This window comes from Streptomyces sp. NPDC040432, from assembly GCF_055595445.1.
Genome location: NZ_JBVIVP010000001.1, coordinates 257,939 through 284,517 on the forward strand (window position 1 = coordinate 257,939; position 26,579 = coordinate 284,517).

20 protein-coding genes are annotated in these 26,579 nt (G+C 75.0%); 14 read left to right on the forward strand and 6 right to left on the reverse strand.

The window, feature by feature from the left end; all coding sequences use genetic code 11:
* The first annotated feature begins 273 nt into the window (after window positions 1-273).
* The 3 genes from ACZ58N_RS01235 to ACZ58N_RS01245 all read left to right on the forward strand — a co-directional run bounded on the left by ACZ58N_RS01235 (window position 274) and on the right by ACZ58N_RS01245 (window position 3,786).
* The gene (locus tag ACZ58N_RS01235) at window positions 274-2,385 is read left to right on the forward strand and encodes an RICIN domain-containing protein (RefSeq protein ID WP_471154107.1); all 2,112 of its coding nucleotides are present in this window, start codon (window positions 274-276) and stop codon (window positions 2,383-2,385) included.
* 144 nt (window positions 2,386-2,529) lie between these two features.
* Window positions 2,530-3,174 carry an LPXTG cell wall anchor domain-containing protein gene (locus ACZ58N_RS01240; protein WP_471154110.1) on the forward strand — a complete coding sequence of 215 codons (645 nt, stop codon included), beginning with the start codon at window positions 2,530-2,532 and terminating at the stop codon, window positions 3,172-3,174.
* A 102-nt stretch (window positions 3,175-3,276) separates the two neighbouring features.
* Window positions 3,277-3,786, forward strand: a complete 510-nt coding sequence (locus ACZ58N_RS01245) for a mycothiol transferase (protein ID WP_471154111.1) — start codon at window positions 3,277-3,279, stop codon at window positions 3,784-3,786.
* A gap of 153 nt (window positions 3,787-3,939) precedes the next feature.
* On the opposite strand, the gene ACZ58N_RS01250 is transcribed toward ACZ58N_RS01245, so the two are convergent.
* The 3 genes from ACZ58N_RS01250 to ACZ58N_RS01260 are packed head-to-tail and all read right to left on the reverse strand — an operon-like array spanning window position 3,940 to window position 6,655.
* On the reverse strand, window positions 3,940-4,752 hold the full coding sequence (locus tag ACZ58N_RS01250) for a DUF4097 family beta strand repeat-containing protein (RefSeq protein WP_471154114.1): 813 nt from the start codon (window positions 4,750-4,752) through the stop codon (window positions 3,940-3,942).
* Complete coding sequence (locus ACZ58N_RS01255; RefSeq protein ID WP_471154116.1) at window positions 4,749-5,402, reverse strand: LuxR C-terminal-related transcriptional regulator; 654 nt, start codon at window positions 5,400-5,402, stop codon at window positions 4,749-4,751. The genes ACZ58N_RS01250 and ACZ58N_RS01255 overlap by 4 nt, the downstream gene beginning before the upstream one ends.
* Window positions 5,390-6,655 carry a sensor histidine kinase gene (locus tag ACZ58N_RS01260; protein WP_471154118.1) on the reverse strand — a complete coding sequence of 422 codons (1,266 nt, stop codon included), beginning with the start codon at window positions 6,653-6,655 and terminating at the stop codon, window positions 5,390-5,392. Before ACZ58N_RS01260 ends, ACZ58N_RS01255 begins: the two co-directional genes overlap by 13 nt.
* A 177-nt stretch (window positions 6,656-6,832) precedes the next feature.
* Here ACZ58N_RS01260 and ACZ58N_RS01265 point away from each other — a divergent pair, with 177 nt between their 5' ends.
* Window positions 6,833-7,285, forward strand: coding sequence for a hypothetical protein (locus tag ACZ58N_RS01265; RefSeq protein WP_471154121.1), 453 nt, complete (start codon window positions 6,833-6,835; stop codon window positions 7,283-7,285).
* Between the two features lie 33 nt (window positions 7,286-7,318).
* Here ACZ58N_RS01265 and ACZ58N_RS01270 read toward each other — a convergent pair whose 3' ends face one another.
* Entirely contained in the window at window positions 7,319-7,729 is a 411-nt protein-coding gene (locus ACZ58N_RS01270; protein WP_389701946.1) for an organic hydroperoxide resistance protein, read from the reverse strand.
* 118 nt (window positions 7,730-7,847) lie between these two features.
* On the opposite strand from ACZ58N_RS01270, the gene ACZ58N_RS01275 reads away from it, so the two are divergent.
* Window positions 7,848-8,366: a MarR family winged helix-turn-helix transcriptional regulator gene (locus ACZ58N_RS01275; protein ID WP_471154123.1), complete on the forward strand. Its 519-nt coding sequence runs from the start codon at window positions 7,848-7,850 to the stop codon at window positions 8,364-8,366.
* Window positions 8,367-8,511: 145 nt separating this feature from the next.
* On the opposite strand, the gene ACZ58N_RS01280 is transcribed toward ACZ58N_RS01275, so the two are convergent.
* On the reverse strand, window positions 8,512-8,958 hold the full coding sequence (locus ACZ58N_RS01280) for a MarR family winged helix-turn-helix transcriptional regulator (protein ID WP_471154125.1): 447 nt from the start codon (window positions 8,956-8,958) through the stop codon (window positions 8,512-8,514).
* A gap of 131 nt (window positions 8,959-9,089) precedes the next feature.
* Between ACZ58N_RS01280 and ACZ58N_RS01285 the strand changes: the two genes are divergently transcribed.
* On the forward strand, window positions 9,090-10,592 hold the full coding sequence (locus ACZ58N_RS01285) for an MFS transporter (protein WP_471154127.1): 1,503 nt from the start codon (window positions 9,090-9,092) through the stop codon (window positions 10,590-10,592).
* A gap of 62 nt (window positions 10,593-10,654) precedes the next feature.
* On the opposite strand, the gene ACZ58N_RS01290 is transcribed toward ACZ58N_RS01285, so the two are convergent.
* Window positions 10,655-11,914 (reverse strand): TerD family protein, encoded by a 1,260-nt coding sequence (locus ACZ58N_RS01290; RefSeq protein WP_471154128.1) that lies wholly within the window; start codon window positions 11,912-11,914, stop codon window positions 10,655-10,657.
* Between the two features lie 196 nt (window positions 11,915-12,110).
* Here ACZ58N_RS01290 and ACZ58N_RS01295 point away from each other — a divergent pair, with 196 nt between their 5' ends.
* The 8 genes from ACZ58N_RS01295 (at window position 12,111) to ACZ58N_RS01330 (ending at window position 26,579) form a co-directional block, all read left to right on the forward strand.
* Window positions 12,111-12,965, forward strand: coding sequence for a DUF4132 domain-containing protein (locus ACZ58N_RS01295; RefSeq protein ID WP_471154129.1), 855 nt, complete (start codon window positions 12,111-12,113; stop codon window positions 12,963-12,965).
* Window positions 12,962-17,926: a DNA-binding protein gene (locus ACZ58N_RS01300; RefSeq protein ID WP_471154131.1), complete on the forward strand. Its 4,965-nt coding sequence runs from the start codon at window positions 12,962-12,964 to the stop codon at window positions 17,924-17,926. The genes ACZ58N_RS01295 and ACZ58N_RS01300 overlap by 4 nt, the downstream gene beginning before the upstream one ends.
* Before the next feature lie 142 nt (window positions 17,927-18,068).
* Window positions 18,069-19,223 (forward strand): ATP-binding protein, encoded by a 1,155-nt coding sequence (locus ACZ58N_RS01305; RefSeq protein ID WP_471154133.1) that lies wholly within the window; start codon window positions 18,069-18,071, stop codon window positions 19,221-19,223.
* Window positions 19,220-23,035, forward strand: coding sequence for a DUF5682 family protein (locus ACZ58N_RS01310; protein WP_471154136.1), 3,816 nt, complete (start codon window positions 19,220-19,222; stop codon window positions 23,033-23,035). Before ACZ58N_RS01305 ends, ACZ58N_RS01310 begins: the two co-directional genes overlap by 4 nt.
* Window positions 23,032-25,011 carry a hypothetical protein gene (locus ACZ58N_RS01315; RefSeq protein ID WP_471154138.1) on the forward strand — a complete coding sequence of 660 codons (1,980 nt, stop codon included), beginning with the start codon at window positions 23,032-23,034 and terminating at the stop codon, window positions 25,009-25,011. The genes ACZ58N_RS01310 and ACZ58N_RS01315 overlap by 4 nt, the downstream gene beginning before the upstream one ends.
* A gap of 183 nt (window positions 25,012-25,194) precedes the next feature.
* Window positions 25,195-25,965 (forward strand): GmrSD restriction endonuclease domain-containing protein, encoded by a 771-nt coding sequence (locus tag ACZ58N_RS01320; protein ID WP_471154142.1) that lies wholly within the window; start codon window positions 25,195-25,197, stop codon window positions 25,963-25,965.
* On the forward strand, window positions 25,962-26,306 hold the full coding sequence (locus ACZ58N_RS01325; RefSeq protein ID WP_471154143.1) for a hypothetical protein: 345 nt from the start codon (window positions 25,962-25,964) through the stop codon (window positions 26,304-26,306). Before ACZ58N_RS01320 ends, ACZ58N_RS01325 begins: the two co-directional genes overlap by 4 nt.
* Window positions 26,307-26,357: 51 nt before the next feature.
* Window positions 26,358-26,579, forward strand: a complete 222-nt coding sequence (locus ACZ58N_RS01330; RefSeq protein WP_389701927.1) for a DUF5302 domain-containing protein — start codon at window positions 26,358-26,360, stop codon at window positions 26,577-26,579.

Sequence of the window (26,579 nt, forward strand, 5' to 3'; positions counted from 1 at the left end):
GGTAGTTTTTGCGTGAATACCTGACTGAATTCCCGTCAACAAGATTCCGCCTCATATCTCGATTTGATAACGACATCCCTTTATTGGCCTGGACCATTCGGGCGCAACGCGCGTAACTCTCATGTTTTGTAAGCAAGTTGACTGTTCATCAGATTCAACCACAAGGTAACGGATAGATTTCTCGGGCCCCATTCCCGTTTGTCCGAATTCTTCTCGGCGTCCTTCTGGCAAGCTTCCGCGCACCCACCCCCCTCACATCGATTTGAGGTGCGCATGACAGCCAGACGCGCGGGCGGCCGACGCCGCAGACCCCGTGAGGACCGGCGAGGACCCCGGCGGCTCATACTCGTCACCGCCGCCGTTGCCGCGGCGGCGGTGATCGCGGGAGGCCTCGCCTACTCCGGGTTCGGCGACCAGGCCGAAGCGGTCCCGCCCGCCATGGCCGCGGGACCCGGCACGGACTCCCCCGAGCCGGCCTCGGCGCCCGCCCGGGACGCGGACCCCGCCCCCATCAAGGCCAAGCCCGCGAACGAGGGCACCCGCGGAATGGTCTACGACGGCCTGGAAGCGGCGCCCAAGGGCGACAGTTGCGCCGGCGTCTACCGCACGGACGCCGGCCACTGCACCCACGGCCCCGACGCCCCTCCCGGCGGCGTCGACATCAAGAAGGACATCCCGCCCGCGGTCAAGGCGAAGGCCCCGGCCGCCGACCCCGCCGCCCCCGCGGCGGGCGACCCGGCCGCCACGGAAGGCGGCGGGCGTCCTCAGGACGCGCCCGCGGCAGCCGACGCCGGCAGCGCCCAGGCCGCCGCGGCGCCCGCGCCGCCGGCCGCCGGAAGCCAGGCGGTCGCCGCCGGCCCGGCCGGTCAGACCGTCCAGTGCGACGGCGACGGAACCACCGGCAACCGCGTGCAGGTCGTGTACGTCCACGCCCCGGGCCAGGACAGGTACGCCGAGTACCTCGCCTCGTTCCGCAAGTGGGCCGCCGACGCCGACGTCATCTACTCGGCCAGCGCCAAGGAGACCGGCGGTGTCCGTCACATCCGCTACGTGACGGCCGCCGACTGCACGCCTTCGGTGCTCAGCATCGAACTGCCGCAGTCCGCACTCGCGGAGTTCAGCGCGACGAACAAGGCGCTCGCCGCCAAGGGGTTGGACCGCCGCGACCGCAAGTACATGATCTTCGCTGACGCCAAGATCTACTGCGGCATCGGCACCTTCGCCGGTGACGAGCGTCCCGGCCAGAACAACCTGAGCAACTTCGGCCCGTCCTACGGGCGCACCGACTCGGGCTGCTGGGGCGGCCACACGGCCGCCCACGAACTGGGCCACAACCTGGGCGCGGTCAACAACAGCGCCCCGAACACCAGCCGCGGCGCGCACTGCACGGACGAGTGGGACGTCATGTGCTACTCGGACACGCCGTACTACCCCAAGATGCGCAACGTCTGCACCAACCAGGCGGCCGAGAACATCCTGGACTGCAACCACGACGACTACTTCCACACCAGTCCGAAGGCGGGCAGCTACCTCGCCACGCACTGGAACATCGCGGACAACCAGTTTCTGATGCGCGCGGCAGGAGGCGGGGGCGGCGGCACGGACCCCGGTCCGAACCCGACGCCGACGCCGACCGGCAAGCCCACCCCGACGCCGAAGCCGACACCGACCCCCACGCCGACCGGGAAGCCGACCGGCGGACCGACCGTGACGGCCGGCCAGATCCAGCCGGACTCGGTGGTGCTGAGCTGGCCGAGGACCGAGGGCGCGGCCTGGTACCAGGTCATGCTGAACGGCAAACACCTCACCTGGGTCCAGTCGACGTCCCTGCGCGTGTACAACCTGCGTCCGGGCACGGCGTACACGGCCGCGGTGTCGGTCCGTGACAACGCCGGTCGGGACAGCGGAGCCGGCAAGGCCGCATCGTTCCGCACGGCGGACAAGAACGGTGGCGCCACCACCCCGGGCACCCGCTACGTGCTCGGCAACGGCAGCACCGGCATGGCCGCCGAGCTGTGGGGCGGCCGGACCGCGGACGGCACCGTCCTCGTCGCCGGGCGCAACAACGGTTACGCGCAGCAGCAGTGGTTCTTCGACGACGCGGGTGACGGACTGGTCCGCATCCGGTCGGCGGTCTCCGGCAAGTGCCTGCAGCCGGGCGGCGCGCCCGCCGCCGGCATGTGGGTCGCGCAGCAGCCCTGCGGGAGCGCCGGCGCGCAGCGCTGGAAGGTCTCCACCCGCGACGGCGCGGTGACGGTCTCCGATCCGAGCGGCGGCTTCGCGCTCGCCGTGAGCAACCGCCCCTACTACGGGGACTGGCTGCTCGAACTCCAGCGCGCGGACGGCCGTCCGGCGCAGGTCTGGACGGCCCGCAAGGCCGCCTGACCCTTTCCTGAACGGGCGGGCGGCCGTACTCCCCTGCGGCCGCCCGCCGCCTCCCCACGCCTCACCTCCCCCACGTCCCCCTCACCCTCCCCCCACACGTTCCGCTCCCCTCCCGCTCTCCTCATCACCTGGAGCACCGTGCCGATGCGACTGCGCGCCGCCGTTTCCCCGACCCTGGCCGGACTCGGCCTCGTCCTGCTGGCCCTCGTTCAGGGCGTGGCCCTCGCCGGACCCGCCCACGCCCACGGCGACACCCTGAAGGTGGTGGTCACGGGACAACGCGACGGCCACGTCACCGCGGACGTCACCTGGGAGAACGACGGGGACCCGGTCGACGAGCAGGTCGCCGCCACCGTGAACTCGGTCAGCGCCGACGGCACCCGTACCGAAGGACCCTGGCGGCTGGTCCGCGATCCCGGCAGGCCCGCCGGCTGGACGACGGCCGAGTCGCTCCCGCCCGGTACCTGGACGGTCAGCGTCGACACGGGCTTCCCCGGCCTCGGTCACGGCACGGCGGAGGTCGGCGTGCCGGTCGTCGACCCGGCGCCCTCGACCGCGGCGTCCGCACCCGCGCCGACCTCGGTGCCGGCCTCCGTGCCCGCTCCGGCGGTCGCCCGGTCGGCCGCGCCCGCGTCCCCCGGACCGTCCGCGCCGGCTCCCACGGCCGCGGAGTCCGACTCCGCCGGTGACAACACCGGCTGGTGGACCACGGCCGGCGTCGCCGGCATCGCCCTGGCCGGGGCCGCGGCCGGAGTCCTGCTGCGCCGCCGACGTCGCTCGCTGCGCTGACGGAGTGTCTGCGACGCCGCCGCCCGCGGGCCTTGCATGGTGGTCCCGGCGGCGGCCGCCGGCCCGGCGGTCGCATCGACGCGACACGGCTGAGGACGGCGTATGAAGGCAACCGATGTACTCGCGGACGGCTTCGGGCGGGTCCGCGAAGTGGTGCACGAGGTGGTCGAGGGACTCTCCGCAGAGGAACTCAACGCCCTGCTCGACCCGGAGGCGAACTCGATCAGCTGGTTGGTCTGGCACCTGACCCGGGTCCAGGACGACCACCTGGCGGATGCGGCGGGCACCGACCAGGTGTGGTCCGCCGGGGGCTGGGCCGACCGGTTCGCACTCGACCTGCCCGCCGACGCCACGGGCTACGGGCACGGCCCGCGGGAGGTGGCGGCCGTCCGGGTGGACACCGGTGAGCTGCTGCTCGGCTACCACGACGCCGTCCACGAGCGGACCCTGGGCCACCTGCGCGGCCTCGCCGCGGCCGATCTGGACCGGGTCGTCGACGACCGTTGGGACCCGCCGGTCACCCTGGCCGTCCGGCTGGTCAGCGTCCTTTCCGACGACCTCCAGCACGCGGGCCAGGCCGCCTTCGTCCGCGGCGCCCTTCGACGCCGCTGACCCCTGCGGGCCCGGCACCACCGCGGGCGTGCCCCGACGACCCGCCCTTCGGGTCCGCACCCGCTCGCCTCACCTCCGCTCCGCGGCCCGCCCTCCCGGCCGGCCGGCCGGCCGCCACGAGGACGCCGGTGGTGGTGCGGCGCCCACCACCGGTCACGGATCGGACCGGCCCGCGTGGACGCGGCCGGAGCCGGCGGTGAGGTCCAGGGAGTTCGGGGACGCCCGATCGGTCAGGGCCTCGTCGGTCTCGCACCGTCCGGCACCGCTGCGGCACTCGACGCGGAACCGGGAGGCCGGCGGGACCGTGATGTCCAGGCGCCCGGAGCCCGCGTGCCCGGTGACCCGCTCCGGCGGGGTCAGGAACTCGACCTCCCCGCGCCCGGAACCCGTACGGATCTCCGCCCGCGCGGAGCCCAACCCGGTGGCGCGCAGGACGCCCGAACCGATGGCGGCGCGCAGGGGGCCGCGGAGCCCGGCCAGGGTGAGGGCACCGGAGGTGACCTCGGCGTCGACGGCGCCGTCCAGGCCGCTGAGGGAGACCCGGCCGGACCCGGCCGACACCTTGACGGGTGCGTCCCGGGGGACGGTGACGCGCAGGTCCACCGAGCAGCCGGCGTCCTGCCGCCCGCCCGTGCAGCGCGGGGTCAACCGCAGGGTGCCGCCGAGCAGGCTCTCCTCGACGGTCGGGGCCTTCCACGCGGAGGTGGTCCGGGCCTCGTAGCCCACCTCACGGTTTCCGGCCGGGGTGACGCTGACGTCCGCGCCACCGCCGAGGATCTCGACCGCCGACACCGGCCGGCCCTCGCTGCCGCCGAACACCGTGGCCGAGCGCACGCCCGCGCGCGCCGGCAGTTGCCGAGCCACCGCGGCCACCACGAGGGCGGCGCACAACGCCGAGGCGGTGAGCCAGGCGAGCCGCTGCACGGAACGGTCCTGCCCGGGGCGCGCGGTGTGCGGGTCCCTCACGCCGTGCCGTCCAGGAAACGGAGCACCGCGAGGACCCGGCGGTGTGCCTCCCCGGCGGGCGGCAGGTCGAGCTTGGTGAAGATGTTGTTGATGTGCTTGGCGACCGCGCTCTCGCTCACGAAGAGACCGGCCGCGATGCCCGCGTTGGAGCGGCCCTCCGCCATCAGCGCGAGGACCTCCCGCTCGCGCGGCGTCAGCCGCTCCAACGGGTCCGGGCCCCCGCGGCGCAACAGGAGCTGCGCGACGACCTGCGGGTCGAGGGCGGTGCCGCCAGCCGCGACGCGGCGCAGGGCGTCGACGAACTCCTCCACGTCGGCGACGCGTTGTTTGAGGAGGTAGCCGATGCCCGCGCCGCTCGGCACGGCCAGCAGGTCGGCGGCGTAGCGCTCCTCGACGTACTGGGAGAGCAGCAGGACGGCCGTACGGGGGCTCAGGGCCCGGATCATCAGAGCGGCGCGGACGCCCTCGTCCGTGAAGGCGGGCGGCATCCGGACGTCGATCAGGGCGAGGTCGGGCCGGTGTTCCTCCACGGCGGCGAGCAGCCCTTCGGCGTCGCCGGTCTCGGCGGCCACCTCGAATCCGGCCATTTCGAGGACTTTGACCAGCCCTATGCGCAGGAGGACGGAGTCCTCGGCGATCACGGCCCGCACGGCAGCTCCACGGTGATGACGGTAGGACCCCCGAGGGGGCTGTTGATCGACAGCGTTCCGTCGACCGACCCTACGCGTTTGCGCAGGCCGACCAGTCCGGTGCCGCCGGCCGGGTCCGCACCACCGACACCGTCGTCCGTGACGACCACCCGCAGCAGGTCGCGCCGGGGGCCGGGAACGGAGGTGACATGGACGGAACAGCGCTCGGCGCGCGCGTGTTTGGCGACGTTGGCGAGCGCCTCGGAGACCACGAAGTAGGCGACCGCCTCCACGGTTGGCCCGGGCCGGCGGGGCAGTTCCACGGTCAGGGCGACGGGCAGCGGGGCGCGCGCGGCGATGCCGGACAGCGCCGCGTCGAGGCCGCGGTCCTCCAGCACGGCCGGATGAAGGCCCCGTACCAGGTCGTTGAGTTCCTCGATGGCTTCCTTGGCCTCGCGGTGCGCCTCGTCGATGACGGCGTGCGCCTCGGGCGGCAGATCACGCAGGGTGGCGCGGGCGATGCCGAGGTTCATCGCGAGGGAGACCAGGCGCTGTTGGGCCCCGTCGTGCAAGTCCCTTTCGATGCGGCGGCGTTCGAGGTCGGCGGCGTCCAGCACACCGGCCCGGCTCTCGGCCAGGTCCTCCACGCGGCGTTGCAACTCACGGGCCCGGTTGGGGCCGAGGAGAGCCGTCGCGGCGGCGGCGTCCAACCGGGTCGTCAGGGCGGCGGCCCACGGCGTGACCAGCAGGGACAGCAGGCCGGTCGCGGTGATCAGGTCGTAGTACGGGGATGCCCCGGAGCCGCGTATCCATCCGTCGGCGGGGAACAGCCACTCCCACGCGTACACGGTGCTCGCCACGACGCCGACGGTCCAGCCGAGGACGACCAGCGCGCCCGCGGCGGCGGCGGCCGGGGCGATCAGCAGGTGGTACCCGTACTGGCGCCACGTCGCCTCGGAACGCAGCCGCTCGCCCGCACCACGGGCGGAGTTCCAGGGGTGCTCCCGCACGACGGGCGGGACGTCCAGGTCGAGCAGGGTCCGCAGTCGGTTGCGTTGGAGGCGCGTCAGCAACGGGCGGCAGGCAAGGGCGAGGAGCAACGGGAGAGGGGTGCGGGCCGGGGTCGCGATCATGGCCACGAGGCCGAGGACGACGGGTAGCGCGGCCGGGACAGCCGCGGCGGCGAAGGCCGTGTTGCGCCGGGCCCACGCCGACCAGGGGGCGTACGCCGCGAGCAAGGTGTACGCGCGTCCCGGCGCGCCGCGAAGTGCCATGGTCAGAACGGTAATCGGCCCGGTGGGGGGTGTTTCCACCACCCTGGCACCCGGGCGGGGGTGTACCTGGCACCACCCCCGAACGGGATCCGTACGCCAGTGATCTTCGCGGGGCGCGGAACCAGAGTGGTGGTGTGCCCGGGGGACGGTCCGCCGGGCAGGAAGGAGACCACGGCCATGGCCCTCGTCACCCCGCAGTTCCCGGCCCGCCCGCAGGCCGGGTCCACCCTCCGGCGGACGGCGGCGAAGCCGCTCGGGGCGGACCGGCGCACCCGGCGGCTCGCCACGGTGCTCACCGGCGCGGGGCTGGCGCTGCTGCCCTGGATGGTGGCGCCGGCACGAACCGTGCCGCACACCGCGCAGGTGTCGAACTGGTCCACAGCGTGGATCGGCCTCGACGCGGCGTTGGCGGCCGGGCTGACGGCGACGGGGCTGCTGCTGCGCAAGGGGGACCGGCGGGTGTCGCCGGTGGCGGCGGCGACGGCCGCGCTGCTGGCGATGGACGCCTGGTTCGACGTCACGACCTCGGCGGGTACGGGCGGCCAGGGCGCGGCCCTGGCCCTCGCGGTCGGGGCGGAACTGCCACTGGCGGTGGCCTGCGCGGTGGTGGCCGCGCGGCGCACCGCCTGACGGACCACCCAGGGGCCGGGGCCCGGGTGGTGACTACTCGATGACGAGCTCGACGGGGATGTTGCCGCGGGTGGCCTTGGAGTAGGGGCAGACCTCGTGCGCCTGCTTGACCAGCAGGGCGCCGGTCTCGCCCGCCAGGGCCTCGGGGAGCTCGATGCGCAGGGTGACGGCCAGCGCGAAGCCGCTGTCGTCCTGGCCGATGGAGGTCTCCGCCGTGACGGAGATGTCGCCGGTGTCGACCTTCGCCTGACGGCCGACCAGGCCGAGGGCGCTGGCGAAGCACGCGGCGTACCCGGCGGCGAACAGCTGCTCGGGGTTGGTGCCCTGTCCGTTGCCGCCGAGCGCCGGCGGCATGGCGAGCGCGAGGTCGATCTGCCCGTCGGAGCTGACGGCGCGGCCCTCGCGGCCGTTGGCGGTGGCGACGGCGGTGTACAGCGCGTTCATCGGGAGGTCCTTTCACAGGGGCGGGGTCGGCGACCGACCCTCGACCACAACTAGAGCACACAATTAAATTGTGCACAACTCAATCGCTCGCGAGGGGCCCTCCGGTACACTGGCCCCCATGACCGAGCAGCCCGCCGACGCCCTCCGCCTCCCGGACGTCTTCGACCAGCACGTCCACGACCAGGGCGTCCTCGATCAGGACTTCCTCCGGCTGGACGGGCAGATCTGCTTCGCGCTCAACGCCGCGAGCCGCGCCTTCGGCGGGCTCTACCGGGTGGTCCTGAAGGATCTGGGGCTGACCTACCCGCAGTACTTGGTGATGCTCGTGCTCTGGGAGCACGGCAGGATGCCGGTCAAGCAGCTCGGACAGCACCTGCGCCTCGATTCGGGCACGCTGTCACCGCTGCTCAAGCGGCTGGAGGCGGCCGGCCTGGTCCGGCGCGAGCGCAGCAGCGAGGACGAACGGTCGGTGCACGCGGTCCTCACGGACGAGGGCGCCGCACTGCGGGCGCGCGCCGTGGAGGTGCCCCGCCGGATCGCGGCGGCCACCGGGTTCGAGCTGGCCGAGATCCGCGATCTCCAGACGCGCCTGGGCCGTCTGACGGCCGCCCTCGACGCCGCGGCGCCGCAGGACTGAGCACCGCCACGAACGCGGCACCGATCACCGGCACGGACGCGGGACCGATCACCGGCACGAGGGGTGGACCGAGCGCCGACCCGGCCGCCGGATCGAGCACCCGACCCGGCACGGAGCCACCCCGAGGCCGGGTCGCGGGCGTCGCTCAGGCTCCGGAGTCGCGCTCCAGGGTGGGGCGCAGCCGCTCCAGCAGGGCGTAGAGGGTCGCACTCTCGTCGGCGTCCAGCTCGTCGAGGGCGCCGTGCGTGGCCTGCATCTCCTCGCGGACCCGGCGGATGACGTCACGGCCGGCCTCGGTCGCGGCGACGTTCTTCACGCGCCGGTCGGCCGGGGAAGGCTCGCGCCGCACCAGGTCACGGGCTTCCAGCCGGTCGACGATCCCGGTGACGTTCGAGGCGTCGCAGACCAGCAGCGCGGCGAGCCCCCGCATCGGGACGGGCCCCTCCAGCTGGGCCAGGACCTTGGCCTGCGTGGAGGTGAGGCCGTGACGCGCGGCCGCGGCCGCGAAGTCCCGCCATTGGGCGGTGCCGATCGCGGCGAGCAGTTCCAGCAGCTGGAGCTTGGTGGGCCGGGGCGCGGCGGTGGTGCTCATACGTCCGGAGCCTACTCAGAATCGTTGACATTATCAACCTTTTACTTGACCTCCTTAACTATCGATGTCTACCTTCGACGAAGTACTTGATGACATCAAACATCTTCGTCCTGAAGTAGGTCCTCCCCCTCATGAGCTCCACCGCATCCGCCCCCGCCGAAGCGAGGAACAGGAACGAGACGGTCATCGTCTTCGCCCTGAGCCTGGCAGCCATGGTCGTGTCGATGATGCAGACCCTGCCCGTCCCGATCCTGGGCCTGATCCGCAACGACCTCGGCACCTCGACCGCCAACGTCAGCTGGGTGACCACGGCCACCCTGCTCTCCGCCGCCGTCTTCACCCCGCTGCTCGGCCGCTTCGGCGACCAGCACGGCAAGAAGCCCACCCTGGTCGCCGTCCTCGGCGTCATGGTCGCGGGATCCGTCGTGGCCGCCCTCGCGACCTCGCTGCCGCTCCTGATCCTGGGACGCGTCCTCCAGGGCGCCGCGACCGCGATCTTCCCGCTGGCCCTGTCGGTGCTGCGGGAGGAGGTCCGTCCGCAGAAGCTGCCGGGGGCCATGGCGCTGGTCAGCGGCACGCTCGCATTCGGCAGCGGGCTGGCGCTCGTCGCCACCGGCCTGTTGACCTCGGGCGCCGACGCGGACTACCGCAACGCCTTCTGGATGGCCACCGGGTTCGCGACGCTGGCCCTGCTCGCCGTCGTCGTCCTCGTACCCGCCACCCGCCACAAGACCGGCGGTCGCACCGACTTCCTGGGCGCGCTGACCCTGGGCATCGCCCTGCTGCTGCTCCTGCTGCCCATCTCCCAGGGCCACGAGTGGGGTTGGGCCTCGGGCCGGACGCTGGGCAGCTTCGCCGGCGCCGCGGTGATGACCGCCGTATGGGTACTGACCGAGCTCAAGGTGCGCGAACCGCTCGTGGACATGCGGATGTTCGTCCACCGCCCGGTGCTGATGGCCAACCTCGCCGGCATCCTCGTCGGCTTCGGCATGTTCGCGAACTTCCTGGGCGTCTCCTACCTCGTGCAGATGCCGAAGGCGCTGACCGGCTACGGATTCGACGCGTCCATCCTGCGCGCCTCGGTCCAGTTCCTGCTGCCCGGCGCGATCGTCTCGCTGCTGGCCTCGCCCATCGGCGGGCAGCTGGTGCGCCACCGCGGGCCGCGCGTCGCGCTCGGCCTGGCGGCCGCACTCGGCGCCGCCGGCTTCGGCTGGCTCGCCCTAGACCACGGCCACAGCGCCTCGGTGATCGGCGCCGGTCTGGTCGTCGGCGCGGCCGTCAGCTTCGGCTACGCGGCGATGCCCGCCGTGATCATGGCGAGCGTCCCGCACCACCAGAGCGGCATCGCCAACGGCATCAACTCGATCTCGCGTTCCACCGGCAGCGCGATCGGCAGTGCCATCGTGACCACGATCCTGGCCTCGCAGACGATCGAGCACCTCCCGCCGGGCGTCCCCGCACTGCCCGCGGAGTCCGGCTTCACGCTCACCTTCGGGATCGGAGCCGTCGCGTTCGCGCTGGTGGCCCTGATCAGTTGGCTCGGCCTGCGCGGCGGGCAGGAACCGCGCGTGACCGCCGCCGCGGGAGCGGCCCCCGCCGCCGCCCCCGTCAAGGCGACCGCCGAGGCCGTCTGAGCGCGACGCGCACCCCTTTGGACGCCGCCCCCGGTCACCGGACCGGGGGCGGCGTCCTCATGTCACCGCGCCTCCTTGAACTCCACCGGCCCCAGGTCCATCCGGAACACGCCGTCGGCGTACAGCATCGGACGGTTCTCGACGTTGGCCCCGCTGTACGTCTCCGCCTGGTTGATCGTCACGCCGTCGGGACGGGTGAAGTCCACGAGGGCGATGGCCGCCCAGTAGGCGTTCTCCTGGTCCGAGAACAACGGGACCACCACCGTCGAGCCCCGTCCGTCGGTCACCACGGCCTTCGCACCGAAGCTCTTGAAACTGCCGGTGCCGTTGTCGAGCGCGCTGTACGCGCAGATCAGCACGTATCCGTGCCTGTCCGGCCGGTGGATGCGGATCATCTCGCGGCCCGGCGCCCCGGCATCCCCGTCGAGCGCCAGATGGGGCCTGTCGTCCAGGGATCCCCCGTTGTTCCAGTACACGGCCCCGGCGGTGGGCGTCCTCCCCGCTTCCCGGTCCGCCGCGCGCCGCTCCTTCTCCGTGAGGTCCCGACGGACCCCGCCGGCGGGCACGAACAGGGCGTACAGGTCGAGGTCGGCGAGGCCCTCCTCCCGGTCGCCGCCGTCCCACTCCAGGGAGGCGGTCACCACCACGCCCGGATCGCTCTTGTCGAGGGCGATGGTGGCCGTGCCGTTCTTGACCAGCTCGATCCTGCCCAACGCCGACCCGGGGGCGGGCTCGGCGGCGGGCTCCGGCTCGACCACGGCCGGTTCCGGTACGGTCACCCCGGCCACGGCCGGTTCCGGTGCGGTCCGCCCCGCGCCGGCCGCACCCTCCACCGCGACACCGAAGTCGGCGGCGAGACCGGCGAGGCCGTTCGCGTAACCCTGCCCCACCGCGCGGACCTTCCAGCCCTCATCGCGGCGGTACAGCTCGACGAGCAGCAGCACCGTCTCGCCGTCCGTCGGCGGCGGCGGGACGAAGACCAGGTCCTGCGCCCCGTGGTTCACCGACACGCTCGGGGTCGATGCGGCGTCGAAGGCGACCTGCGGTCCGGCCGCGTCGACGCTCGCCGCGCAGACCACCGTCTCGATGTCCGACGGGACCGCGTCCAGGTCCACCTCGACGACCGGCCCCGCGACGCGTACGCCGTCCTGCTCGGGGTGGTTGAAGAAGACCAGGTCTCCGTCGTCGCGCACCTTGCCGCCCGCCGTGAGCAGCAGCGCGCAGACGTCCACCGGCGCCGGTGTCCGCACGGTCACCGTGACTCGTGTGCCCGGCAGTTCGCCGTTGCCGCCCTTGTCGAGTTCCAGAGGTGCCTGAGTCACTGTCCCGCCCCGTTCTGTGCGATTCACGCTTCAACCGACCTCATTGTCCACTCCTGGCGCGCGGCGCCCCCCGATCCCGTGACGGACGCTGTCAGTGGGCCTCGCTAGTCTCCCCGCATACCGCAGCTCAGGGGCGTTGGCGCCGTCATGAGGGCTGCGCGGAAACGGATACGAACAGGTGGAGGGGCGCGTTCTGATGGCTTGGTTGGCACTGGACGAGGGGTACGAGGTCGCCCTCGTGGAAGGGCGGGTCACCGCGCGGCGGCCCGCGGGGCGGCAGTTGAAGGCGCTCCCGAAGGCGCTGCGCGATCACCCCGAGGTGGACCGACTGCGTCGGCTCGCGGAGTGGCTCGACCGGCACGAGGCGTCCTGCGCCGCGCAGGTGGACGCGTGGATGGTGTCCTCGCTCCCCGTACCGACCGCGCTGCTGGCCCGCGTGTGGCCCGACGAGGCCTGGCAGGCGGCCCTGCGCGACCTGGCGATCGTCGGGGACGACCCCGACGAGGTCGGCTTCCTGCGCGACGCGACGGCCGCGGGCGAGCTGAAGGTGGTCAACCTCGACGGCGAGACGGTACGCCTCTCACCGCGCACGGTGACCCTGCCGCACCCGGTGCTGCTGCCCGACCTGGACGACGTACGGGACTTCGCGGCCGAGCTGGGCATCACGCAGAAGGTCGAGCAGATCCACCGCCCGACCTGGGTCAGGCCCGAGGGGGCGAGCTCGACGGACACCGAGGTGCGGGACTACGCCGGCGGCGTGTTCCCCTCCCGGTTCAGCCTGGCCGCCCGTGCCACCGCCCTGGGCTACCGGGTCTCCGGCGGCTACTCCACCTGCAAGGTCCGCGACACCGGACGGGCCGTGGAGGCCGCCGTGTGGATCGGCGAACCGTACTGGGACAGCGAGTCGGCCACCGGGTCACTGAACTGGCACGACGAAGAGGGCCGGTCGGTACGGCTCGACGAGGTCGGGCCGGTGGCCTGGTCCGAGGGCATGAGGATGGCCGCGGCGCTGTACGCCGGGCGCAGGATCGAAGAGGGCGGGGACGCGTGAACACCACCACCGACAGCACCGGGGCCGCCGAGCTCCTCCTCCGGGCGGGCGCCGTGCTGCCCGCCGACGCCACCGGAGCGGGACCCACCGCCGTGCCGCTGACCGCGCGGAGCTACCGTCACCCGGCGCTCGGTGAGGAGCGCGTCGTCGTGCGGCTCGCCGCCGCCGAGTTGGGCGCCGCGGAGGACCTCGCCGCCGGTTTCCTGGGCCTCGTACCGCAGGACGTCGAGCCGCCCGTCGTGGGCCTGGGCCGCCGGCAGGCACTCGGTTTCCCCGAGTGGGTCCTGGTGCACCACCCCGACGACGGACACCACGCGCTGGCCGTCGTCCCCGAACTGGACCGGATCGCCCGACAGGCGAAGTCGAAGCCCAAGGCCGCCCTGGACGCCTGCCACGAACTGGCCGGCCGGCTCGCCGCCGCCGTCCCGCACTTCCTGCCCGTCTTCCACGAGCAGGCCGCCCGGCTGTTCCTCGCCGTCGAGAACACCACCTACGCCGCCCAGCTGTTCGGCCGGGCCCGAACGAGCGAGAGCCAGTACGGGCTGAGCGTCGACGAGGACCGACTGGACGCCGTGTTCCTCGAATTCGCCCTGGCCGGGGCCCTCCCCGTGAAGGTGCTCACCGCCTACGCGAAGGAACTGGCGCTGCGGGTCTCCCCCGCCGAGGCCCTCGACCGCTTCCGCCGGTTGTGCGTGCGCCGCACCGCGGGCGGGCTGCCGCCGTCCGCACAGGCGGCGGTGGAGCTGCGACGCCTGGCCCGCGCCGCCGGACCGTCCGCCGGCGAGGCCGAGCAGGAGTACCTGGCGGAGCTTCTGCCGCTGCCCGCGACGATGCGGGCCGCGACCGGCTGGTGGAAGTCGCACCGCGCCGCCCTCGTCGCGCTCGCCCGGCGCGAGCCGTCCGTACGGGGCACCCTGTTGGGTCTGGCACCGACCGGCGGCGGCGACGCCGGTGAACTCGCGGCGCTGTGGTTGGAGGTGCTGGAGGAGTCGGGTGCCACCGCCGGGCTCACCGACACCGGCCTGCCCGCCGAGGAACGCTGCGCCGATGGCACCGCGGGCTGGCTGGAGCGCTTCCACACCGCCCGGTACAGCGGCTGGGGCACCCCGCCCGCCCTGCCGTCGCTGCTGCCGCTGGTGAACCGCTGCGCCGACCAGCTGCGCGGCGAACTCTCCTCCCCGGACCGGGAGGAGGGTCTGCGGATCGGCCTCCAGGACGTGGACCTCCTCGACCTGTTGCTGTCCCTGGACGTGCCCGTCGACGTCCCCGCCCTCGACGGGGACTCGGGCCACCGCGGCCGGGGCGGCCTCCTCGGCCTGGAACAGTGGGCGGTCACTCCCGAGCGCCGCGACCTGCACGCCCTGTGCGCCGACGCACGGCTGCGTCCGTTCGTGCTGCGCGGCCTGGACGGCTTCAACCGGCACATGTCCGTCGGTCGTACGGTCGTACGGCTCCTCGCGACGAGCCGGGGAAGCAGGTCGCTGGTCGCCGAGTGGGTCCGCGGGGTCGCCGACGCGTCCCGCGCCGCGGCCCTGCCGGAACTGCCCGCGGCCATCCAGCGGCTGACCTGGCTGCCCGCGGAGGCTCTGGCCCTGGCCCCCGAGGAAGTGGGCCGTGCGGCCGCGGCCGACCTGGGCGAGATCCTCGCCCGGACACTGCGCGGCGGACTCTTCGACGAACTGGGGTGGCCGGCCTGGGAGGAGGCCGTCACCGAGCTCATGCCCGGGAACAACCGTCACCACCGCCGCGTCGTGATGGACGCCTGGCCGCACCTCATCGTCGCGAACTCCGCCCAGGTCAGGGTCATCGACGCCCACAAGACGATCCTCACCCACGATCTGCGGGTCCCCACCGGGAACAACAACGTCGTCGGCTTCCACCACGTCGACGGGGACCTGCTGGTCTTCTGGTCCTCCTACGACGGCCCCGTCCAGGGCTACTGGCTGAGCGCGCCCGGCGACGTCCTCACCCTGGATTCCAAGGGCGACCACTGGAACCCGCGGACCGGTCACGTCTCCCTGCAACTGCCCGGCGGAGGACGTGCCACGGGCTCGCACCTCCTGCACCCCGGCGACACCCGACTGCCCGAGGAACGGGAGGTCATCTCCGACGGCACCTCCTACTGGGTGTGGGAACACGCCCAGCACCCGGCCGAGCCCGGCTGGGCCGAGTACGACCCCACCACCGGCCTGACCGGCAGGCGCTCCGCGCCCGGCTTCCTCGCCGACGCGCTGAACGGTCACCCCCGGGGAAGCACCCTGCCCGGCTCCGTCGGGCAGAACTGGTTGCGCCCGGTACCCACCGTCGAGGGTTCCGTGCTGGGCACGCCCGTCGACGGACTGCTGGGCTGGCGCGCCGTACACGTACCCGAACAGGGCTGGCACGGCTCCGACAACGCCGGACGCTCCGTCACGGTCCCCGCCGGCAACCGCGTCCCGCGGCACGCCCTGGAACTCCCCGGTGACGGACGGCCGCGCGCCGCGGCCACCGACTGGCAGACCCTGTCCCTCATCGACCCCGAGGGCGTGGTCACGGCCTCCGTCGGCGCCGACCACCGCACCCGGACCTTCTCCACCCGGCGCGTGGAACTCCCCCCGCTGCCCTACTGGTACTGCCTGCGCGCCCGCGACCCCGAGGGTTCGGCCGTGCTGCGCGCGATGGACCGGGACACCGCGGCGACCCTGCTGAAGGCCGCCGCCGAGGTCACGAACCCCGAGGAGGTGCCGGCGGTGGTCGCCGCGGCCCTGCCGCGGATCACCGACCCCGTGCTCATCGGCGGCGTCGTCGACCAGGTGCGGGCCGCGCTCACCCAGCGCAAGGCCCTGGACCAGGTGGCGCGGGCCCTCGCGCCCGCCGAACCCCACCAACCCCGGCAGCCGGTCGAACGCGGTCCCGCCGACCGTCTCCTCGACGAAGGTCTCGACGGGCTCGTCGGCTCCGGGCACTACCGCTACGGCGAGGAGTCCGACACCGTCTTCCAGTTCCTGCGCAAACTCGCGGCAGCCTCCTCCGACAGCGCGGCGCGGGCCGTACCCGGACGCCTGCACGTCGACGAGCCCGCCGTGCCGCACTCCGCGCTCCCGTGGACCGGGCCCTTCCTGGAACGTCCCGCCGCGGTCGCCTACCGGTCCGTGGTCACCGGCACCACCGATGAGCAGCGCACCGCGCTGTGCGCGCTGCTCGCCGAGGTCGACGCCCTGGGCCTCGGCTCGACCGAGCAGTCCGCGGCCCGGTGGCGGCGGGTGCGCGTACGCATCGACCTGGGCCGCCTCCACGGGACGGACGGCCGTGAGCGGGGCCGCGGCAACCGGCACCGCAGCGTCCTGCCGCTCGGCGGCGGGGCCGCTCTCGGCATGGCCGAGGCCATCGACGGCAGGCCCGGGCAGCGCGAGTTCGCCGCGCTCCTTCACGACCCGACCGGCACGTTCACCGTGCCGGCGCCCTACGAGGGCTTCGGCGACCCCACGGCCCCGGGCGACCCGGAGCGCGGTGCCGGCTGGCTGGCCGCGTTCCTTCGGGAGGCCGGGGCCCGCGGCGCGGCTCCCTGGTTCCCCGAGGCCGCCGAGGAGTTCGCCCGACTGACCGGGGTCTCCTCCACGACGGCCCGGCTGGTGTTGGCGGGCCTGCCGCACCTCGACACCTATGACCGGGGCTTCCTGCCCGCCGAGTTGCGGACGGTCCTCGGGGTCAAGGCCACCGCCGCCGGGCACGCCCGCGACGACCTGAAGGAACTCGGCTTCGACGTGCGCCGGGAACTGGTCGCCGCGCTCCTGCCCGCCGAGCCGGTCCGGCTGTGGACCGAGGGCCCGGACGCGGCTGCCGCCGCGCGGGTCTGGAACCGTCGCGTGGGGCGTCGTACGGCGATGCCGGACTGGCTGCCCACCGAGGCAGGCAAGGACGTGCGCAGCAGTTGGGCACTGCACCGGGCGCTGCCCGCGCTGCTCGACCCGGCGGCCTCACCGGTGTTGTCCACCGATGTCGCGTGGGCCGTCAAGGGCGACCACGTGGCGCCCGTCGTGCCGTCCGACGCCCTGTTCGACGCCGCCGTACTGAGCGGGGCGATCACGCTCACGGCATGGCTGGCGCACCGGCTGCCCGCCGGCGATCCGCTGCGGGCCTGCCTGCCGCCCGGGCTGACCGCCGTACGGCAGCGGCTGGCCTCGCCCGAACTGCTGCTCGGCATCGGCCACTACATCCGGTCCGCGGACTTCCGAAAGGCCGCGGGCACGCCCACGGAGACCGCGCAGCGGTACGAACGGTACGGCGCGGTGGTGCTGCCCACGGCCGACGGAACGCCCCGGCCCGCGTTGCGCACGGCGCTGCTGGACTCCACCGGTTCGGACCCCTACCTGCCGCTGCTGCGCGGCCCCGAGCAGTTGCCCTCCGCCGTCGAGACCGCTCTGCGGCTGGCGCACGACCCGCGCTTCGCGGCGCTGCTGGCCGATCCGGGGGCGCCCGCGGCCGGGGCTGCCGACAAGGACGGCTCCTGGTGGCCGCAGGACCCGAGCAGGTCCGTTCCCGAGCTGGTGGCCGAGGTGGAGGCGGCGTACGGGCTGGGCGCGGACGCGGCGGCCCTGTACCTGGCCCTGCTCGCGATGCCCGACCCGACGGACCGCAACACGGCCCGCTGGACGGGCTGGAAGCCGGCCCGCCTCAAGGCGGCCCGCGCCGAACTGGCCGCCGGCGACCTGGTCGTGACGGCCGTCCGCAGCCGGGCGGGACGCACCCTGTTCCTGCCCGGTGGCTGGTCCGACCTGGATTCGCCGGTGCTGCCGGTGGAGACCTGGAAGCTGCCCATGTACGCGGCGGCGCCGGGCGGCCGTCCGACGCTGGGCCTGCTGGCGCCGACAGAACCGGCCGCCGCCCTGTACCGGCGGGCGTGGGCGCGGGTCCGCGAGGGTGACGTGCCGCGCTTCGAGGAACTGAAGGTCAAGCGCACGGCGACCCGCCGCCGCCGCTGACCCGACGGCCGGACGGGGAGCGCCCCTGCGCTCCCCGTCCGGCCGCTCGATCCGCGCGCCCCCTCGCCCTCCCCCTGTCCCGCTCCCGTCCCTTCCCCTCGCGCCCCTTCTCCCTTGTCGACTCCAGAACACAGAGGACCCGATGACCGTCACCGATCAGCCCGCACCCTCCCGGCAGGTCATGCCGGCCGAGGAGCGGTACGCCGCCGAACTGGCCTTCCTCGCCGCGCACGACACCGGTCCCCGGCCGCCGGGCTGGGCCCTGACCCCGCGCGCCGTCGTGACGTTCGTGTGCGGCAGCGAGGGTGCCGAGCTCACCCTGCCCAAGCGCCGGGCCGGACTGCCGTCGAAGCTGGTGATCACGACGAAGTTCGTGGGCGAGCGCGCCCTGGTGGAGCGGTGTGTGGTCACCCTGGCCGGTGAGCGCGGCCTCCTCCTGACGGGTGAGCCGGGCACCGCCAAGTCCATGCTGTCCGAACTGCTGTCGGCGGCGGTGTGCGGTACCAGCGCCCTCACCGTGCAGGGCACCGCGGGCACCACCGAGGACGCCTTCCGCTACGGCTGGAACTACGCCCTGCTCCTGGCCCAGGGCCCCACCGCACAGGCCTTGGTCGACTCCCCCGTACTGTCCGCGATGCGCACCGGGCGCGTCGTCCGCGTCGAGGAGATCACCCGCTGCCTGCCCGAGGTGCAGGACGCCCTCGTGTCGATCCTGTCCGACCGGCGGGTCAGCGTCCCCGAACTCACCGCCACGGAGGATGCGTTGGTCGCGGCTGCGCCTGGTTTCACCGTCATCGCGACGGCCAACCTGCGGGACCGGGGCGTCTCGGAGATGTCCGCCGCCCTCAAACGGCGCTTCAACTTCGAGACGGTCGAGCCGATAGCGGACGCCGACGCCGAGGCCACGCTGATCCGGCGCCAGGCCGTCGCCGCCGTCCAGCGGGCCGGTGCGGCCTTCGGGGTGGACGACTCCGTGCTCGACGCGCTCGTCACCGTGTTCCGGGACCTGCGTTCGGGCCGGTCCGCCGAGGGCTGGGACGTGGAGCGGCCCGGCACGGTCATGTCCACCGCCGAGGCCGTACAGGTGGCGGCGTCGCTGGGGGTGGCCGCCGCGTACCTGCCGGGCGGTGACGCGCTGGACCTGTTGCCGGGACACCTGCTGGGCGTCGTGCGCAAGGACGACCCGGCCGACCACGGGCGGTTGCTGGGGTACTGGGACGGCCCGGTCCGGCGCCGTGCCGAGGACGGGTCGGCGATGTGGCGGCGCCTCTGGGACCTGCGCGGGAGCCTGCGTTGACGGTCACCGACCCGACGACGGCCGGTACGACGGCCGGCCCGGCGGCCGAACCGCGGACCGCCGTGGCCGCCCTCGCCGCCTCGCGCGAGCCGTACCTGATCGGCGTCCGCCACCACAGCCCCGCCCTGGCGGTGGTCGTGCCGGCGCTGCTGGAGGCGGCGGGCACCGAGGTGCTGTGCGTGGAGCTCCCCGCCGACTTCCAGCCGTGGCTGGAGCACCTCGCGGACCCCGAGACGGTGGCACCGGTCGCCCTGGCGGGCCTCGGCCGTGAAGGGCGTCTCGCTTTCTACCCGTTCGCGGACTTCTCCCCCGAGCTGGCGGCGATCCGCTGGGCCCGCGGCCGGGGCGTGGAGGTCGTCTGCTGCGACCTGCCGCTGACCGATCCGGGCTGGTCCGACGCGGCCCCGGGGCCGGGAGCCGAGCACGGTGACGCGCAGGAGGCCGGAACGGCGACCGACGGGACGGCGGCGGCAGACGGGCGCACCGAGGCCGCGGCTCCGGGATCCGGGCCGACCGCGGCGCCGCCGGTGGATGCCGGAGGGGCGTGGGAGGCGGGGGCCGGTCGTCCGACCGCCGGCGGGCGCGTGTTCGCGGACGCCCTCATCGCCTCGGGCACCGGGCGGGAGGGCGAGGACCTCTGGGACCGGGCCGTCGAGGTGCCGGCCCCCGGGTGCTCCGCCGAGGCCGTCCGCCGCGCCGCGCTCGGCGTCGGTTGGGCGCTGCGGTCCGACGCGGGGACGGTGCCGGCGACGGACCTGGCCCGTGAGGCCCACATGCGGCGGGTGATCGCCGCCGCGGGAGCGGGCGGACGTCGGGTGGCCGCCCTGATCGGCGCCTTCCACGCCCCCGCGCTGCTCCCGGCGGGACCGGGCACCGCGGTGCCCGCGCCGCGGCCGGGTACGGACACGACCGACACCGTGCCCGCCCCGGGGACGGACACCACTGCGGACCACGGGACGCACACCGGTGCCGGGCCCGGGGCGCGGGCGCGCACGGTCCGCCCCGCCGGGGGCCCCGGTGCCGGGGCGCCGGGCGGCGGGGAGGGCGACGCGGGGGTGGTGACCTCCTTCGTCGCCTACTCCTACGACCTGCTCGACTCCCGGTCCGGCTACCCGGCCGGGATCCGGGACCCGTTGTGGCAGCAGGCCGTCCTGAGGGCGGGCGGCGACCCCGTACGGGTGCGCGAGGCGGCGTCGGTCGCCGTCACCGGCGTGTGCCGGGAGCTGCGCCGCGCCGGGCACACCGCCGGGACCGGGGAGGCGGCGGAGACCCTGCGCCTCGCCTGCGACCTGGCGGTGCTGCGCGGGCTGCCCGCGCCCGGGCGGGGCGAGTTGTTGGAGGCCGTGTCCACGGTGCTCGGGCAGGGCGAGCCCCTGGGCCGGGGGCGGGCGCTGGCGCGTGCCCTGGAGGCCGTACTGGTCGGTGCGGGCCGCGGCCGGACCACCCCGCACGCCCCCCGTTCGGGGCTCGGGCCGTCCGTGGAGGCGGAGCTGGCCGAGCTGCGGTTGCCGTCGCCCGAGGACCCGGCGCCCCGCGAGGTGCGCCTCGACCCGTTGCGTTCCGCGCTCGACGGGCGCCGCGAGGTGCTGCTCCGGCGCCTGCTGGTCTGCGGGGCCTCCTACGGCGAGCCCGTGGCCGTCGCCGCGACCGGTGACGGCACCGCCCTGGGCAGCAAGTGGCGGCTGTCGTGGACCCCTTCCGTCCCGGCCCGGCTGGACCTGGCGGGGGTCCGCGGCGTGACCGCGGCCCAGGCCGCCGCGGGAACCCTGCGGGACACCGCGCGCCGCGAGGCCGACGCGGGCGGTCCGACGGCGGCCCAGGTCCTGGCCGGACTGGCCGCCGCCGCGCGCTGCGACCTGCCCGCGCTGGTCGACGTACGGCTGGCGGAGGCGGCGGAGGTCCTGCCGGACACCGCCGGGCTGCCGGAACTCCTGGAGGCCGTCGACCTGCTGGAGGCGCTGCGCCGCGGGCACCTGCCGGGCACCACCGCCGCGGCCCGCGACACCGCGGGCGGGCTCGTCGGCGATCTGCTGGAGACCGCGGTGCGGGCCCTGCCCGGGCTCGCCGGCAGCGACGACCCGTCCGACGCCGGCGCGTTGGTGGCCCTCGCCGACCGGGCGGCGGCCCGCCGGTTGGGCCTGCGCATGGACGCCGCGCTCCACGAGCTGGCCGCCACGGCTTCACCGTTGATGCGTGGCGCGGCACTGGCCGTGCGCGTCCTGCTGGACCTCGATCCGGTGGCGGAACTCGGCCGGCGCACCGCCGCCTGGGTCGACGGCGCGACCGCCCCCGAGGGACGGCGGGCCCTGTCCCGGCGGCTCGCCGGGGTGCTCGGTGCCGCCGGGCCGCTGCTGGACTGCTCCCCGGACGCCCTCACCCCGCTCCTGGACCGGGTGGACAGTCTCGACGACGCGGCGTTCCTGGAGCGGCTGCCCGCGCTGCGCGGTGGTTTCGACGCGCTGGCCCCGGCCGCGCGCGAGCGGCTGCTGGAGACGGTGACGGAGCGGCTGGGCGACCGCGTCGACCTCTCCCTCGACGCGCCGCCCGCGCTGCTCGCCCTGTGGGCGGCGGCGGACGCCGCCGGCGCGGCCGCCCTCAAGGAGCTCGCGCTCCCGGCGTGTTCGCCCGGGTCGCCGCCGCGGGTTCCCGGAGTGCCGGAGGCTCCGCGTGCCGTGCCGCCGGCGGCGGCGGAGCGACGCCTGTCCCCCGCCGACCGGTGGCGGCTGTTGCTCGGCCGGCAGCGCGACCGGCTCCCGGCGGGTGCGCGGCGCTACGCCCACGCCCTCGACGAGTTGTACGGGGCGGGGCGCGGCGAGGGCTCCACGGACCTCGACCGGGGCGGTTCCGGCGGTGGGGACGGGCCCTCCTTCCCCACCGCCCGCGAATGGTCGCACGAGCTGGAGTCCCTCTTCGGCGCCGACGTACGGGAGGAGGTGCTCGCGGACGCGGCCGGAGCGGGCCGCACCGATGTGCTGGCGCAGCTCGACCCGGCGTCCGTGCGTCCCTCCGTGGAACTGCTGAGTTCGGTGTTGTCGCTGGCCGGCGGCATGCCGGAGCAGCAACTGGCCCGGTTGCGACCCCTGGTGCGGCGGCTGGTCGACGAGCTGGCCAAGGAGTTGGCGACCCGGCTGCGGCCGACGCTGTCCGGGCTGTCGACCCCGCGCCCGACCCGCCGTCCGGGTGGCGCCCTCGATCTGGCCCGCACCCTGCGGGCGAACCTGGCGCACACCCGCCGGCTGGACGACGGCCGGGTGGTCGTCGTCCCCGAGCGCCCGGTGTTCCGCACCAGGGCCTCCCGGGAGAGCGACTGGCGGCTGATCCTGGTGGTCGACGTCTCCGGCTCCATGGAGGCGTCCGTCATCTGGTCGGCGCTGACGGCGGCGGTCCTCGGCGGCGTGCCGACGCTGTCCACGCACTTCCTCGCGTTCTCCACGTCGGTGGTGGACCTCACCGACCGCGTCGAGGATCCGCTCTCGCTGCTGCTGGAGGTCCGGGTGGGCGGTGGGACGCACATCGCGGCGGGCCTCGCGCACGCCCGATCGCTGATCACCGTGCCGAGCCGCACCCTGGTCGTCGTGGTCAGCGACTTCGAGGAGGGCGCGCCGCTCGGCGGGCTGCTCGCCGAGGTCGGCGCCCTGGCCGCCTCCGGCGCCCACCTGATGGGCTGCGCCGCCCTCGACGACGCGGGCGCGCCCCGGTACTCGGTTCCGGTGGCCCGGCAACTCGTGGCGGCCGGCATGCCGGTGGCCGCGCTCAGTCCTCTCGCCCTCGCCCGTTGGGTGGGCGACCGACTCCGTGGAGAGACCCGTTGACCAGCACGACCAGTGGTTCGGAATCGGGTACGGACCCGGCGGGCGGCGCCGTGCCGTTGCCGCCCGTCGCCCCCGAGGTCCTCGCGAAGGCCGTGGAGGACCTGAGTGCCCGGCTGCGCAAGAAGCTCGACGCCGCCGTCGCGGGTTGCGCCGCCGCGGCCCGGCCGGGGCCCGAGGGCGGTGTCACCGTACGGTTCGGTGAGGACGCGGTGGTGACGCTGCGTCCGGGCCCCTCCGGCGTGGTCACGGAGGCCGGGCAGGCCGTCTGCGGCTGTCTCCTGGCGCCGCGTTGCCTGCACCGGGCCGCGGTCCTCGGCGCCGCGCCCCTCGCCGACCCGTCGGAGCTGTCGGACGCCGCCGGCCCGGTGCCGGGGGCCGGCACGTCACCGGCGGACGGGCCCGGCGCGACAGCGGGGACCTCGCTCGCCGCGGAGGGTCCGGCGGGCACCTCGGGAACCGGACCCGGCGCGGGTGGGCGGAGCGGCGCCGGAGCGGACCGGGCACCCGACGGTGCGGCGCCCGCCGGGGACGGTGGTGCGCAGCCACTCTCCCCGGGCGCCACGGCGGCCGGAGCCGCACTGTGGACGGCCGCCGCCGAGGCCCTGGCCGCCGGTGTCGCGGCCGGGGGCGCGGTGGTCCAGGCCGAGCTGTTGCGGGCGGCCCACTCGGCGCGCCTGGCCGGGCTGCCGGCCGCCGAGGCGGCCGCTCTGCGCGTCGTACGCGGCCTGCGCGCGGCGCGGGAGCGCCATGCCGCCCAGCGGCTCACCGACCTCACGGCGGCGTTCGCCGGACTGCTGCGCGTCGCCTCGCTGTTGGCGTCGGGGACCGGCGGTCCGGGCGTGAGCGACGGCGGTCGCCGGGCGTACGCGGCCGGAGGCAGCCTGCGCGTGCAGGGTCTGTGTCGGGAGCCCGTGCTCAGCGCGACCGGCTACGGCGGCGTGGTGACCCACCTGCTGGGCTCGGACGGCGCCCCCTACTCGGTGTCCGACGTCCGCCCGGGCGGGCTCGCTCGGGCGCGGGGTGCCGGGGCCGCGTCGGTCGCCCTGGGCGGTGGCGCCCTGGACCACGCGGGTCTCGCCCGCGGCGGTCTGCGCGTGGTCGGCGCGACGGTATCCGCGGACGGACGGCTCGGCGCCGGGCGCGGGGTGCGGGCGACGCCCGTGCCGGGCCTGTCCTGGTCCGAGGAGCCCCTCGCCGGGCTCTTCGCGCGCCCGGCGGCCGAAGCCGTGGCCGCGCGGCCGGCGGACGGGACCGAGGGGTCCGAGGTGGCGCTGCTGGGCTGCGACGTCCGGGTGGAGGGCGCGGCGGGCGACTGCCTCCTGGTCCGGGAGCTGTCCGCGGACGGCACCGTACGGCCGGACGCGCCCCTGCTGCGGCTGCGGCCGGCGCACCCCCATCCGGAGCTGGCGCACGCCGCCAACCTGCGTCGCCTCGCGAGCCGTCCCGGCCTGTTGGTGAGGATCCTCGGGCGCCCCGACCTGGACCGGGCGGCGACGCTGCGCCCGCTGGCCGTGGGTCCCGTACCGGGGGCGCGGTACACGCTGCGGCTGCCTCGGGAGTGGCTGGACCGCGCCGACCTGGGCTACGACCGGCTCCAGGGCAGCCACTTCCCGGAGGGCGGCGGACCGGGGACCTCGCCTGGCTCCTGCGATCCGGGGCCGGACCCGTTGGCCGACTCGCCGCTGTGGCGGGTGCGCAAGCTGCTGGAGGCGGGGGTCGCGGGCGGCCGCCGCACGGTGGCCGGGTCCGGCCGGGGTCCGGAGCCGCTGACCGCGTACGGGCCGCTGCGCCGCGCGGGGTTCGCCGCGGCGGCCGACCTGGCGGGGGCGCTCGTCCTGGAGGCGGACCGGCGGCCCCGGGACGCGTTCGGCCGCCTGACCGAGCCCTCGGCCGACGCCTATGCCCGTGCCTGGCTCGCCTCCGCCACCCATCTGGAGGCGGCCGGACGGTCCCTGGTGGCCGCCTCCTGGAGCTGACCGCGGAGACCGCACGAGCCCCGGCCGCCGTGCCTCGGGGCCGCAACGGGGCTGCCGCCCGGGCCGCTTGGTGCGCGCGGGCGGCGTTCCGGGGCTACTCCGGCGGGCCCGGCGGGGGTTGGATGTCCGGTTATGGGTAGGCTGCCCCGGACAGTGTGCGGAGTCTGCTCGGGGCGGGGTTTCATGGTGCGTCAGACAGGTCCGGGTGTCGCGGTGGTGACCGTGGCGCTGCTGCTCGGCAGCGTCGGATGCGGTGGGCAGGGTCCCGGGGACGGGAAGGGCGGGGACCGGCCGGGCGCGACGGCGACCCCGAGCGCCGGCCCGCCGTCCTCCCCGCAGGCGTCGTCCTCCCCGCAGGCATCGGCATCGGGTGAGGACGCGAAGCCGGTCGCCGGTGACGTACTGCCCGGGATGGTCAGCGCGGCCGTCGCCCGGACGCAGCTGGCCGCGCTCACGGTCGGCAAGCCGGGCACGATGGCCGGTTACAGCCGTGCCAAGTTCACCCACTGGGCCGAGCAGGGCAACAAGTGCGACACCCGCGAGACCGTCCTGAAGCGGGACGGCACGAACATCGCTCAGGATTCCGAGTGCCGTGCCGTGTCGGGCAACTGGAAGAGCCTGTACGACGGGGAATCCGTCACCGAGGCCGCGAAGCTGGACATCGACCACATGGTTCCGCTGGCCGAGGGTTGGCGTTCGGGGGCAGCGGGCTGGGACGCGGCGAAGCGCAAGGCGTTCGCCAACGACCTGACCCGGCCCCAGCTGCTGGCGGTGTCCGCGTCGTCCAACCGCTCCAAGGGCGACCAGAGCCCCGATCAGTGGCAGCCGACGGACCGGTCGAGCTGGTGCCAGTACGGGCGCGCCTGGACCACCGTCAAGTCCCACTACGGTCTGACCGTCACCGAGGCCGAGCGGGCCACCCTCACCACCATGATCGACACCTGCGCCTCATGACGGCCCCGGAGGCCTGGTGCCGGCAGGACGGAGTCCTGGCCGGTCCCGGCGGCGCGATGACCGACGAGGTGGGGGTCATCACCGGTCCGCTCACCCTGAGGACCACGGCCGGGTCGGACGGCGAGGTCCGGTTCGCGATCCAGTACGAGGAAGCGGACGAGTGGTACACGCTGACCGGCAGTCCGGTCGCGCACGGCGATCCGGCCGCGCTGCACGCCGCCGCGCTGGCCGCGGTGCGCGCCGGCCACGGGGCGGAGGCGCCGCGACCGGGGGTCCGAGCCGACCGGAACGGCGGTCCGGGCGGGCCGCCGGCCGGGGCGGGGCCCATCTCGATGGCCTGAGCGCCGGCCGACTGACAGACTGGGGCGACTTGATCACTCCAGGAGGCAGCCATGTCAGACGAGAACGCCACCCCGCAGGCCGACGCGGCGCAGAACGACGCTCCGCAGGACGAGACCCCGGCCGAGGAGGCGAAGCGGAAGTTCCGCGAGGCCTTGGCGCGCAACGCCTCCAATGCCCAGTCCCAGCAGGCCCACCAGAGCCGGGCGAAGGTGCAGGGGTCCAGCAGCGGGGCGGGCGGCAAGAACAAGAAGGTCCGTCGCAAGACCGGCTGA